General features: G+C 57.3%; 10 protein-coding genes. 2 read left to right on the top strand and 8 right to left on the bottom strand.

Features of this window, described 5'->3' with window-relative positions; all coding sequences use genetic code 11:
- Positions 1-8 precede the first annotated feature (8 nt).
- Both corA and bioB read left to right on the top strand, forming a co-directional pair.
- Entirely contained in the window at positions 9-974 is a 966-nt protein-coding gene (corA, locus tag MNODULE_RS16500) for a magnesium/cobalt transporter CorA (protein WP_168061849.1), read from the top strand.
- A gap of 64 nt (positions 975-1,038) precedes the next feature.
- Positions 1,039-2,061, top strand: coding sequence for a biotin synthase BioB (gene bioB / locus MNODULE_RS16505; protein ID WP_168061851.1), 1,023 nt, complete (start codon positions 1,039-1,041; stop codon positions 2,059-2,061).
- Here bioB and MNODULE_RS16510 read toward each other — a convergent pair.
- The 8 genes from MNODULE_RS16510 to MNODULE_RS16545 all read right to left on the bottom strand — a co-directional run bounded on the left by MNODULE_RS16510 (position 2,019) and on the right by MNODULE_RS16545 (position 12,154).
- Positions 2,019-3,014 (bottom strand): redoxin domain-containing protein, encoded by a 996-nt coding sequence (locus MNODULE_RS16510; RefSeq protein WP_168061853.1) that lies wholly within the window; start codon positions 3,012-3,014, stop codon positions 2,019-2,021. The two genes, bioB and MNODULE_RS16510, sit on opposite strands and share 43 nt — an antisense overlap.
- 6 nt (positions 3,015-3,020) lie before the next feature.
- On the bottom strand, positions 3,021-3,497 hold the full coding sequence (locus MNODULE_RS16515) for a peroxiredoxin (RefSeq protein ID WP_168061855.1): 477 nt from the start codon (positions 3,495-3,497) through the stop codon (positions 3,021-3,023).
- An 18-nt stretch (positions 3,498-3,515) separates the two neighbouring features.
- The gene (locus tag MNODULE_RS16520; protein ID WP_168061857.1) at positions 3,516-3,929 is read right to left on the bottom strand and encodes a DUF1841 family protein; all 414 of its coding nucleotides are present in this window, start codon (positions 3,927-3,929) and stop codon (positions 3,516-3,518) included.
- 102 nt (positions 3,930-4,031) lie between these two features.
- Positions 4,032-5,201 (bottom strand): pyridoxal phosphate-dependent aminotransferase, encoded by a 1,170-nt coding sequence (locus MNODULE_RS16525; RefSeq protein WP_168061859.1) that lies wholly within the window; start codon positions 5,199-5,201, stop codon positions 4,032-4,034.
- A gap of 62 nt (positions 5,202-5,263) precedes the next feature.
- Entirely contained in the window at positions 5,264-7,213 is a 1,950-nt protein-coding gene (locus MNODULE_RS16530; RefSeq protein WP_168061861.1) for a hybrid sensor histidine kinase/response regulator, read from the bottom strand.
- A 25-nt stretch (positions 7,214-7,238) separates the two neighbouring features.
- Complete coding sequence (locus MNODULE_RS16535) at positions 7,239-8,363, bottom strand: hybrid sensor histidine kinase/response regulator (RefSeq protein WP_168061863.1); 1,125 nt, start codon at positions 8,361-8,363, stop codon at positions 7,239-7,241.
- A 2-nt stretch (positions 8,364-8,365) separates the two neighbouring features.
- Positions 8,366-8,806 carry a response regulator gene (locus MNODULE_RS16540; protein WP_168061865.1) on the bottom strand — a complete coding sequence of 147 codons (441 nt, stop codon included), beginning with the start codon at positions 8,804-8,806 and terminating at the stop codon, positions 8,366-8,368.
- Between the two features lie 12 nt (positions 8,807-8,818).
- Positions 8,819-12,154 (bottom strand): PAS domain-containing protein, encoded by a 3,336-nt coding sequence (locus tag MNODULE_RS16545; protein ID WP_168061867.1) that lies wholly within the window; start codon positions 12,152-12,154, stop codon positions 8,819-8,821.
- Positions 12,155-12,264 lie beyond the last annotated feature (110 nt).

Here is a 12,264-nt window from a genome sequence, read left to right on the forward strand (position 1 = left end):
GCCGAGCGATGACTTCGATACTCGTTTACTCGGAAGCGGAGGGGCACCGCTCTTTTGATGATTTGTCGCTTTTGCCTTCACTCCTGGCCAATAAGCGGAATCAGGTCTGGGTCGATTTCGAAGGACCCGCCCCCGAAGCGGCGGAAAGCCTCTCCCGCGACTTCCACTTTCATACCCTCGCGATCGAAGATTGCATCTCCGAAACCCTCCTTCCCAAAATCGACGACTACGGCGACTATATTTTTCTGGTGCTGCATGGCGCCCGCACGATGGCCGATGAGACTTTCGTTACCGCGGAGGTCAATTTCTTCCTCGGGCCGAACTATCTGGTCAGCTACCATGACGAGCCGTCGCGCAGCATCAGCCAAGCCCGGGAACGATGTCTGCGGGGGGGACCTTCCATCACCCGAGGGGTCGATTTCCTTCTTCATGAAATTTTGGATGCGATGGTCGATCATTATTTCCCCGTTCTCGATCAGTTCGACGCCATCATCGATCAGATCGAGGAAGAGGTCTTTGCCCATCCGGATCGGGAGACGCTCAACAAAATCTTCAGCATGAAAAAGGAGGTCATGCACCTTCGAAGGGTGGCCGGTCCGCAGCGGGAAATCCTCAATCGCTTAAGCCGCGATCCCCTCAAGGTGATCAGTCCCACGGCGGCCGTCTACTTCCGGGATGTGTATGATCACCTGGCCCGGATTACCGATCTGGCGGAGTCGTACCGGGATCTGGTGACCAGCGCCCTGGACGCTTATCTCTCGGTCGTCTCGAACCGCCTCAACGAGATCGTGAAGCTCCTGACGATTTTTACCGCAACCCTGATGCCGTTGACGGTGATTACCGGAATTTACGGGATGAATTTCGAGAATATGCCGGAGCTTCATACCCGGTACGGCTATTTCATCGTCATCGCGGTGATGGCGGCGATCACCGTCGGGATGCTCGCCTTCTTCCGAAAAAAGAAATGGCTTTAAGAAACGGCCTATGTTAAACTCCGCCAAATTGTAGGGGTGTTATTATCCTTGTAGGAGTAGAGCGATGAGAGACTTTATCCGGAAAATGGAAGAGAAGGCGATCGCAGGGGAGCGCCTGACTTACGAGGAAGGATGCCGGCTGATGCAGGTCTCCGGCCCCGATCTCTTTGATCTCATCGCCTCGGCCAACCGCGTCCGGCATCATTACCGGGGAGATCAGATCAACCTCTGCTCCATCGTCAATGCCAAGGCGGGGAACTGCTCCGAGAATTGTAATTTCTGCGCCCAATCGGCCTATCACGACACCGGGATTCCCAGTTACCCGCTGATGGATTCGGAGGGGATTGTCCAGGCGGCCAAAGAGGCGGGAAGCAATGGGGCGGAAGCCTTCGGGATCGTCGCCGCCTGGTGGGGGCTTCGCGAAGGCCGGGACCTGGAGATGGTGCTGCAGCGGATTCGCGAATTGGTCGCCGCCGGTCACACCCGGACCGATGCCTCGCTCGGGATCATCGCCGACCGGCGGATCGCCTTTAAATTAAAAGAGGCGGGACTCGCCTTTTACAATCATAATCTGGAGACCGCCCGGTCCCACTTCCCGAAGATCTGCACCACCCACACCTACGACGACCGGGTCCGTACGATTCAATATTGCAAAGAAGCGGGGATCGGCATCTGCTCCGGCGGGATCTTCGGAATGGGGGAGAGCCCGGATCAGCGGATCGAGTTGGCCGTCGCCCTCCAGGAGCTCGATGCCGATGTGGTGCCGCTCAACTTTCTTCACGCCATCAAGGGAACGCCGTTTGAAAACCTGCCGCCGCTTCAGCCGATGGAGATCTTGAAGATCATCGCGGTTTATCGTTTGATGCTTCCGTCGAAAGACATCATGACCGCCGGCGGGCGGGAGGTCCATCTGCGCGATCTGCAATCGTGGATGTTCGCCGCCGGCGCCAGCCATACATTGATCGGGAACTATCTGACGACGCTGGGGCGGAAGTCCGAAGACGATTTGAAGATGATCGAAGATCTCGGGCTGCGCGCCGTCGCTTATTGCGGCGAGACCTTGCAGGAGACGAAGGTAAAGGCGTAGAGGGAGAGCCCTCTCGCCTGGGTGAAGAGCCGGAGTTCGTGTTTCTCGAAGCCGGGATTCCGCACCAGCTGATACATCCGGGGCGCTTTCACCCGAACAAACGCTCGCCCCTTCTCATCGATCGCGACATCCTCGCCGATTTCATCTTTCCGCATCGTCCGCCGGTCTTGATTGATCCAGACGATCGCCTCTTCTTCGGCCGACGCCACCAGATTCACTTCCATCGCTGAATAAACCAAATGGATCGCCCCGCCCCGCGGACCGGTGAACGTCAGACGGTCGGCCATCACCTCCCACGATCCCTCGGCATAAAAAATATCTTCCATCAGCCGATCGGGAAGGGTGTATTGAACGGTCTTCCCCTCCGGGAGTCCCTCGTTGTTTCCGATCCTTCCCCGGTCGGCGCCGAGATAAAGCTCCGGGGTCGGGGGGTAACAGACGGCGCCGGGATAGTCGCTCTCCCGGATCGGCCGCATCGGGTCGGGGAGGGGCAAAGCGGGGTCGATCTCCATCAGAAGGGCCTGAATCGCCAGCTCGGTCTCGACGTAGTTCCCCTCGCCGTCGTGGCGGTAGCGGATGATTCCGTTTCGATCGATTAAATATTTTGCCGGCCAGTAGCGATTGGCGTAGGCCCGCCAGGTCTTGTAATCATGATCCATCACGATCGGGTAGGTGAGGCCGAACGAATTTAAGGCCCGCTCGACCTGGGAAGCCTCCCGTGCGAAGGGGAACTCCGGCGAATGAACCCCGACGAGGACCAAGCCTTTTTCGGCATACCGTTCGTGCCAGGCCTTGAGGTAGGGAAGGGTGCGGATGCAGTTGACGCAGGTGTAGTCCCAAAAGTCGATCAGGACGATCTTTCCGCGCAGCGCCTTGATGGAGAGAGGCGTTGAATTGAACCATCGACCCCCCTCGATCTCCGGGGCCCGGATCTTCTCACGATCCAGAAACATCCCGTCTTATTCCATCGGGAGGGAAGGGGCCAGCGCCTTCACGGCGGTGAATAGCTCCTCGCTGTGCCCATCGACCGTCACATTCGGCATGATCCGCCGAATGATCCCGTCCTTGTCGATCAGATAGGTCATCCGGCGGGCGTATCCCTTCTCAGGATTGAGCGCCCCATAAAGCCGGGCGACCTCTTTTTTCTCGTCGGCCAGAAGCGGGAAGTTGAGATCGTACTTTCGGGCGAAGGCCTGGTGGGACGCGATCGGATCGGTGCTGACCCCAAGGATCTCGACGCCGAACGGCTTGAACTTATTGTAGTCGTCCCGGAAGGCGCAGGCCTCTTTGGTGCAGCCGGGGGTGTCGTCCTTCGGATAGAAATAAAGGATGACGTGGTTTTTCCCCTTGTAGTCGGAAAGACGGATCGTTCTTCCGTCATGGGCGGGGAGCGAAAAGTCGGGGGCGGGAACCCCTTCTGCGAGATGTTTCTCCATCGGTTCTCCTTTCTGGCGTTAATAAATGAGCGCTCGGACTTTCAAGAGATAATCTGCTTCATCGATCGGTTTGTTCCGGGTGACCGCGTCGTAAAGCACCTGGGCCAGGATGCCGCCGATCTGGTGAACGGCGTCGTGCCGCGTGTCGCCGCGCGCGATCACCGAGAGCAGGGCCTGTTCTACTTCGATCGGTTCATGGGCTTGAAGCTGCTGCTCGACGACCGCATGGAGCGAGGTATGAAGGAAAGGGTTGGTCTGGCGGCGGCCCGCAAAGTCGATATTCATCGCGGCCTCGCCGAGGTCGAAGAGGGGATGATGCTCCCGGTGCTCCAGCATGATCTCTGCGAAGAGGGCTTCTTCCCCCTCCATCGGGAGATTCTCTTTGGCCTTCTTCCAAATCTCAAAGAAACGGGCCCGATTTTGCGCGGTCATGAAATCCATCTTCAGAAGCTTATAATGGTGGATGGCATGAAGTCAATTCTTAGAGACGAAAACACGGGAGGGGTAAGGCGAAAGGCGTCAGGGGGCAGAGACTTATTTGAAGTAAGAGGTCAACTTTTCCATGGCCGTCTGAAGCAGCGACGGTTCGGAGACAAAGCTGAGGACCAGGTGGGGCGGTTCGAGATCGTAGAAGAAACCGGGATGGAGCAGAAGCGAGCGCCGCCGCAGGAGATCGAGGGCGATCTCCTCTTCGTCGGCCTTCGGATCGTTCATCTGAACCGTCAGATAAAATCCCCCTTCGGGGGGAACGAAAGAGAGTCGATCCGATCGGGAGAGAAGGTCCATGGCGAGTTGAGCGCGTTCGCGGATGGCGGACTGATAGGCGGGTAGAAATCCCTTCGCTCCTTCAAAGAGGGCCAGGACGGAGAATTGGGCGATTTCGTTGACCGGGAGAAAGGTGTCGGAGATCGTCTCCAGGGCGGCCAGTGCCTTTCGGACGAGCGGGGCTTCTCCGGAGAGGGCGATCCAGCCGATCTTCATCCCGGGCAGGGCAAGCATCTTAGAAAAACCGTTTAGCGTGAAGACAAGCGGCGCGTTCGTTGCCGCCGGGCGGGGGAGCCGGTTTTGCCGGAAGAGAAAGGGGCTGAAGACTTCGTCGGAGAGGATCGGAAGACGGTGGCGGGCGGCGATCTCGGCGAGACGGGTCACTTCATCCTCCTGGGCCACGGCGCCGGTCGGGTTGTGGGGGGAGATCAAAATGATCGCCCGTGTTCGAGGCGTGATTTGGGATTCGAGATGATCGAGATCGATCGTCCATCGATCGGCCTCGCGAAGACGATAATCGACCATTCGAACGCCGGCGAGTGTGGCGATGGCGTCGAAGAGGGGATAGGTCGGGCGGGGGGAGAGGATCTCGTCTCCCGGTCCGGCAAAAAGCGTGAAGGCATACCAGTACGAAAGGCTGGTTCCCGGTGTGAGGACGATCTGCTCGGCGGGGATGGAGAGCCCTTCTTCCCGATAGGAACGGCTGATCGCTTCACGGGCGATCGGCTGTCCGAGGGGATTGGGTTTATAGATTCGGGCTTGTTCGGCGGCAGATGCGAGGGCTTGGTTTAGAATCGATTGCGGGTAGAGAATACCATGGTGATGGACGTTTCCGGAGACGAGGTCGATGACCTTTTTGCCTTGGGCCAGGAGCCTGTCCCGTTCCCGGTAGAGGGGGTTGGTCTCTCCTTGGAAGTGATCGGCGATTTCGGAAAACATATGGGGGGATTTTAATCCGGTAAGGTCAAAAGATCAATCCTCTTGATTCCTACTGATCATTCTCATGCCGCTTCGGGCTTCGCCGCATCGGTCGGCGGTTCAAGAAGATCGTGGACTTTCGTGGCCAGTTCCGACGGGCTGAACGGTTTGAGAAGAAGGGGGAGGTTGTTTTTTTTGAGCCACTCTTGGTGGTCCGGGAGATCGGTGTAGCCGCTGACGAAAAGAAATTTGGTTCCCGGTTTGATCATTTGGACCTGCTCGTAGAATTCCCTTCCATTCATCTTCGGCATCACGAGATCGGAGATAACGACTGGGACCGGATCGGTCTGCTGCTTGATCTGACGGAGGCCCTCTTCTCCATTTTCGGCAAGGAGGACGGAATGACCCCGCTCCTCTAAGCTCCGCTGAAAAACCGCCTTCAGAAGCGGGTCGTCTTCGACGATGAGAATCTTTTCGGAGCGTCGGGGAAGATGCCGGGTGAATTCCCGGCCGGGGGCGGCGTGCGCTGATTTTTCAACAGCCGGGAGAAAGATTTTGAAGGTCGATCCCTTCCCGATCCGGCTCTCGACGGTGACCCAGCCGCCATGTTGGCCGACGATCCCGTGAACGATTGAAAGACCCAAACCGGTCCCGTGATCGGGATCTTTTGTTGAAAAGAACGGGTCGAAAATCCGTTCGATGGTTTTTTCATCCATCCCGACGCCGGTATCGGAGACCGATAGAAGAACATAGTCGCCGGGGTGAATGAAGGGGGTTTCTCGAATGTCCGATTCCGTCGAAGAGAGGTTCTTCGTTTGCAGGATGAGCCGTCCCCCCGCCGGCATGGCATCGCGTGCATTGACGCAGAGATTCAATATCACCTGCTCAATTTGCGAGAGATCGGCATGTACGTTTTTTAAATGCGGATCGGGGTGAAAGGTCATCTCGATCTCTTCGCTTAAGACCTTTTCTAGAAGGGGAAGCAGTTCGAGGAGCACCGTATTGAGATTCAGAGGGGTCGGCTCGATCACCTGCCGGCGTCCGAAGGTCAGCAATTGCCGGATCATCTTGGAAGCCTTCCAGACCAACTGGCGGATGTGGGTGAGGTAGCTGTGGAGGGGATGCGTCTCGTCGATTTTAAGAAGGGAGAGATCGGTGTAACCGAGAATGCCGGTCAAGACATTGTTAAAGTCATGGGCGATCCCGCTTGCGAGCCGGCCGAGGCTCTCCATCTTTCGCACCTGAAAAAGCTGCCGCTCCAATGCTTTCCGTTCCGTGTTGTCGAAGAGGTACCCTTTAAATTCGATCAACTTGTTTTCCGGGTCGAAACGGCCGACCACGTTGGCGATGGCATCGACGCGGGCTCCGCCGGGGCAACGGAGCTCGACCTCGCACCATTGGAGTTTTCTTTTTTCCCGGAGCGCGTCGATAAAACGGTCCCAAGCGGCTCGGTCGGGAAAGAGCGATTTTAAGTCGTGAGAGGCCGCTTCCTCCGTGGAGGAAAATCCGAAAAGACGGACAAAGGAAGGGTTGCAGACGAGGATCTTTCCGTCCGGGGTGGAGATGAAGTCGGCGCTGAGATCTTCTTCGAAGAACCGCCGATATTTTTCTTCAGACTCCCGCAGTGACGCCTCCGCGCGGCGCAGCGCCGCGCGATTGACCGCCTCCTTCAACTCGCGCCGGACCGTTTCATTCAGGCGGGTCAGATTGTCTTTCATGAGATAGTCGTTCGCTCCGGCCCGCATGGCGGCGGTGGCGGTCTCCTCGCCGATGCTCCCGGTGACGATGATAAAGGGGATATCTTGGTTCTTTTGCTTAAGAATCGAAAGCGCGGCGATGGCATTAAAGTGGGGCATTTTATAGTCTGCAAGAATAATGTCCCATGTGTGACGCCCAAGCGCGGCGGTCATTTCCTCCGCTGTGTCCACCCGCTCGTGGGTCGGATCGAAACCGCCCCGTTCCAGTTCAAGCAGCAACAGGGCCGTGTCGTCTGGGGAATCTTCAAGAATGAGCGTGCGCAATGGGGTGGCCATGGCTCCCTCCATTTTTAATAAACACTTAATCTCCCGCTTCAGGAGAGGCAAACGGCGGGCCTCCCTTCAGCGGAATTTTCAAGTGAACATGGGTTCCTTTTTTGGGGGCGCCGCTGATGCGGATCTCGCCGTTGAGCAGGAGCACCCGCTCCCGCATTCCGAGAAGCCCAAGCGATTTCGGATTGGAGCGCTCTTCCGTCGTGATCCCGCGGCCATTGTCTTTGATATCCACATAGAGGCGACCCGCTTTCTCTTTGATTCGGATCTCAACCCGGGTGGCGCCGGCGTGGCGGACGATATTGGTCAACACTTCCTGGAAGATCCGAAAGACGGCTGTCGCCTGCTCGCGATCGAGCTGAACGATCTGAAGGTCCGTGTGAAGCCTGCAGGCGATCCCGGTCCGTTGTTGAAATTCAGAGGCCTGCCACTCAATCGCCGCCATCAGGCCGAGGTCGTCCAGAATGCCCGGCCTTAACTCGGTCGCGATCTTTTGGACCGTCTTGATTGCGGTGTCGACCATGTCCGATGTTGATTTGAGTCTTTCCTCGATATCTGTTTTTGCCTCGGAGTGGCCTTCTTGTTTCACGATGCGTTTTCGTAGAAGAGAGAGCTCGTATTTGATGCTGGTGAAAAGCTGGCCCAATTCATCGTGAATTTCACGCGAGATCCAGGCTCTCTCTTTCTCCCGGATGGAATTGAGACGGGCGGCCAGATCTCGGAGTTGTTGACGGGAGTTCTTTAATTCATCATCGGCCTGCCGATGTTGACGCCGCCGGACGGCCTCTTGCATTTCCCGCTCGATCGCCGGACTGAGCCTCGATAGGTTGTCTTTCATCATATAGTCGTGGGCGCCCGCTTTCATCGCACGGACGGCAATCTCTTCACCGATGCTGCCGGTCACGATGATGAACGGGATATCGAGCCCGGCCTCTTTAATCAGGCGCATCGCCGCAAGCGCATTGAAGCGCGGCATCGTGTAATCGGAGACGACCACGTCCCAAGGGCTCTGGCGGAGGGCGTCGATCAGCTCTTCGGGGGTTTCAACCCGTTTGTAAACCGGGTGAAAGTCCCGCTCCTTCAGCGTTTCCAGAACCAATGCGGTGTCGTCTTCCGAGTCCTCTACGATTAATACCCGAAGCGATTTTTCCATTTCTATCTCCCGGGGGGAGGTTCGTTTAATAGAAGCCAATAGAGGCCGAGTTGCTTCACCGCGTCGGTGAACTGTTGAAAATCGACCGGCTTTCGGACATAGCTGTTTGCGCCGAAGCTGTATCCGGCGAGAAGGTCCTGCTCTTCGTTCGACGAGGTGAGAATGACGACCGGAAGGAATTTTGTCCGGTCATCGGCGCGGATAGCGCGAAGGACGTCGAGGCCGTCGAGCTTCGGGAGCTTCAAATCGAGGAGAACCACTTGAGGTTTGTCGTTGAGATCTCGTCCGGCATGCCTTCCTCTCCCGAACAGGTAATCGAGCGCTTCGACGCCGTCGTGGGCGACCACGATTTCGTTGAGAAGGTTGTTTTCTTGAAGCGCCATCCGGGTGAGCATCTCGTCGTCCGGATTATCTTCCACCAGCAGGATGGTTTTCTTCGACATGTGGCTTCCTTATCAAAGGGTGAAGTAGAAAGTGGCCCCGTTCTCCACCTCTCCTTCGGCCCAGACTTGTCCGCCGTGGCGATGGATGATCCGTTGAATGGTGGCGAGGCCGATTCCCGTTCCCGGAAACTCGCTCAGGCTGTGGAGGCGTTGAAAGGGTCCGAAGAGCTTGTCGGCGTATGCCATGTCGAATCCGGCCCCGTCGTCTCGGACGAAATAGATCGTTTTTCCCTCCCGTTCGATCCGCCCGAATTCGATTGTTGCGACCGGCCGCTTCATGGTGAACTTCCAAGCGTTTCCGAGCAGGTTTTCCAGAGCGATTCTCAGGAGGCGGGGGTCTGCCGATGCCTTCAGATCTTCCTGGATGAGGAAGGTCACCTTCCGTTCAGGCTCGGAATGCTGAAGTTCTTCGGCGATGGATTTGGCAAGGGAGCTCAGGTCAACCGGCTCTTCGCGAATTTCGCTTCGGGTGATACGGGAGAGATTCAGCAGATCTTCGATCAGCTCTCCCATCCGGCGGCTGGCGGCATCGACCCGTTGGAGAAAATCTTTTCCCTGGGCATCGAACCGGTCGGCGTACCTGGCCAGGAGGACCCGGCTGAAGCCGCTGATCCCCCTAAGCGGCGCCCGCAGATCGTGCGAAACGGAGTAGCTGAACGACTCCAGTTCCTTGTTGGTCGCTTCAAGCTGGGCCGTCCGCTCGGCGACCCGCCGTTCCAGATCCAAGTTCAATTTCTTGATCTCTTCTTCGGCCCGTTTCCGTTCGGTGATGTCGAGCATCGCGCCGATCATCCGGACCGGTCTTCCGTTCTCATCGTGAACGATATAGCCCCGGTCGAAAACGGTGACGTAACTCCCGTCTCTCCGACGGAATCGATACTCACCCGACCAATTCTCGTGCCCCTGTTTGATTGCGGCATCGACCTCCGAGAGGACCCACCCTTTGTCTTCGGGGTGAATCCGGTTGGTCCAGGACTCGACCCCCGATTCGATCTCCTCGGGCTGATAGCCGAATAGGGTCTGGAACCGTTCGTTCCATCGAACGGCATTCGTCACCAGATCCCAATCCCAGATGGCGTCATTGGTGGCGCGGGAGGCGAGTTGGAAGCGCTCCTCGCTTTTGCGAAGCGCCTCTTCCGCCTGTTTGCGTTCGGTAATATCCATGACCACGCCGATCATCCGCACCGGCTGTCCCGCGTCGTCATAGAAGGGTTCCCCCTGGCCCGCAATCCAATGGACGCTGCCGTCGGACCAAACGATCCGATACTCAATGCGGAAATTTGAACGCTCGGCGATCGCCCGTGCCGTCGCGCGCTTCACTCCATCGCGGTCGTCGGGATGGAGGCGCGCCTCAAACTCCTCGTAGGTCCCTTTAAAGGTGCCGGGCGCCATCCCCCACAAGGCCTCGTGCCTGGAGGACCAGACGATTTTGCCGGTCGTTAGGTTCCAATCCCATGTTCCGATCCGGCCGGCCTGCAGCGCCAGCCGGAGCCGCGCTTCCGCCTCTTGCAGCGCCTGCTCCGCCTGTTTGCGATCGGTGATGTCCATGATGGCCCCGACCATCCGGACCGGCTTCGCGTTCTGATCACGAAGAACAAAGCCTCGGTCTAAAACGGTTGCATAGCTTCCGTCCCCCCGACGGAGCCGATACTCTGCCGCCAAAGACTGCTCGCCCTTATCGATCGTCGCTTGAAGATTTGAGAGAAGTGGTTCTCTGTCTTCCGGGTGTATCAGACTTTCCCAAAATTCGAACCCCGGTTTGATCTCCCCGGTCTTATAGCCGAACGTTTCCTTGAAGGTTTCGTTCCACCAGATTGTGTTCGTCGCCAGATCCCAATCCCAAACCGCATCATGCGTGGCAAGGGTGACGAATCGGAGACGCTCCTCGCTCTTGCGCAGCGCCTCTTCCGCCTGCTTACGCTCCGTGATGTCGGTTGCCACCCCACCGATACCGTAAACCTTCCCCTGTCGGTCCCGCAGGGGAAACTTAACCGTCATCACGATGCGCGGCTCTCCACCGCTTCTGCGAGCAACGATCTCTTCGAGTTCCAGCGTCGTTCCGGTCTTCATGATCTTTTTATTAGCCGCTTGAATCCTGTCCGCAATCTGTTTGGGAAAAAGATCTTGTTCCGTCTTGCCCAAGATCTCTTTTTTGGAGATTTCAAAGAGCCGGCCCAGCGCATCGTTGGCCAGAATAATACGATGTTGCAGATCCTGCGCGAAGATATAGGAAGGGGAGCTATCGATGATGTTATTCAACAACTCGCGGCTTGCATGCAGCGCCTCTTCGGCCTGTCGACGCGCGGTGGTTTCGATGATCACTCCTCGAAGCCGGCGGGCCTTGCCGTTTTCGTCAAAGGTGAATTCACCGCGGCCGAGCACCCAATGGAGGCTGCCGTCGGGCCAGACGACGCGAAACTCGCGTGCCAAGGGCTCCCGAGCCGCGATGGTGCGGGAGATCTCCGCTTCTATCCCCGGCAGATCTTCGGCATGGACTCTTTCCGAGAACGCTTCATAAGTGCCGCCGAATTCGCCGGGCGCCAAACCCCAGAGTTTTTCATGGCCGCGCGACCAGGTGACCCGATTCCGCCGCATGTCCCAATCAAAGGTTCCCATCTGCGCGGCGTCGAGCGCCAGTCGAAGCCGCTCCTCGCTCTCCCTCAGCGTTTCCTCCGCCCGTTTGCGCTCGGTGATATCTTCCAGCAGCGCCACGAAGTGGTCGACCGAGCCGTCCGGACGGCGCTCGCATTTCACCGAAATGGTGGAGTCAATGATCTGGCCGTCCTTGCGGATAAACCGTTTGTCCATCGAATAGTCGTCGATCTCTCCCGCCGTGACTCGGTTGAAATGGGCGACATCTGCCGCCAGATCGTCAGGATGGGTTAGCTCCGCCCAAGTCCGTTTCACCAACTCGTTCCGATCATATCCTAAGATTTCGCAGATCTTGTCGTTGACCTCCAAAATCCCTTTGGTCGGAGAGGTGATCGCCATGCCGATCAGACCGAGCTCGAAATAGCGCCGAAAACGTTCTTCGCTCCGGCGCAGCGCCTCCTTGGATTCCTTCATCGAAACAAAAAGAGGGGTGATCGCCGCAATACCGGCCGCCATCAGAACCGAAATGATCATGGAGACGGTCAAGGGGATTGACTCAGTGTAAAGGTCAGAGGGACCCCCATTTGTGAGATGGTGAAACAGGGTGATGGAGCGTCGGACGGCCATCAGGGTGATGGCGGCGGCGATCAAGCTCCAGCCGGTCCATCTTCCCGTAATTCGAATCAGCCTCAGGGCAAGCAACGCCGCGACGAACTGGAGGATGATCGATATCGTCAGGATCAGCGTTTCCAACATGGATTGGTCAACCCTCGTTGTTGATGTTGAGGATTTCGAAATTGCCCTGGTTTGTTTCGGGTGTTTTGTGCGCGGTTTGAGAGCGTTGCACCTAAGTATACTAAAGTAAA

This window comes from Candidatus Manganitrophus noduliformans, from assembly GCF_012184425.1.
Lineage (GTDB): Bacteria > Nitrospirota > Nitrospiria > SBBL01 > Manganitrophaceae > Manganitrophus > Manganitrophus noduliformans.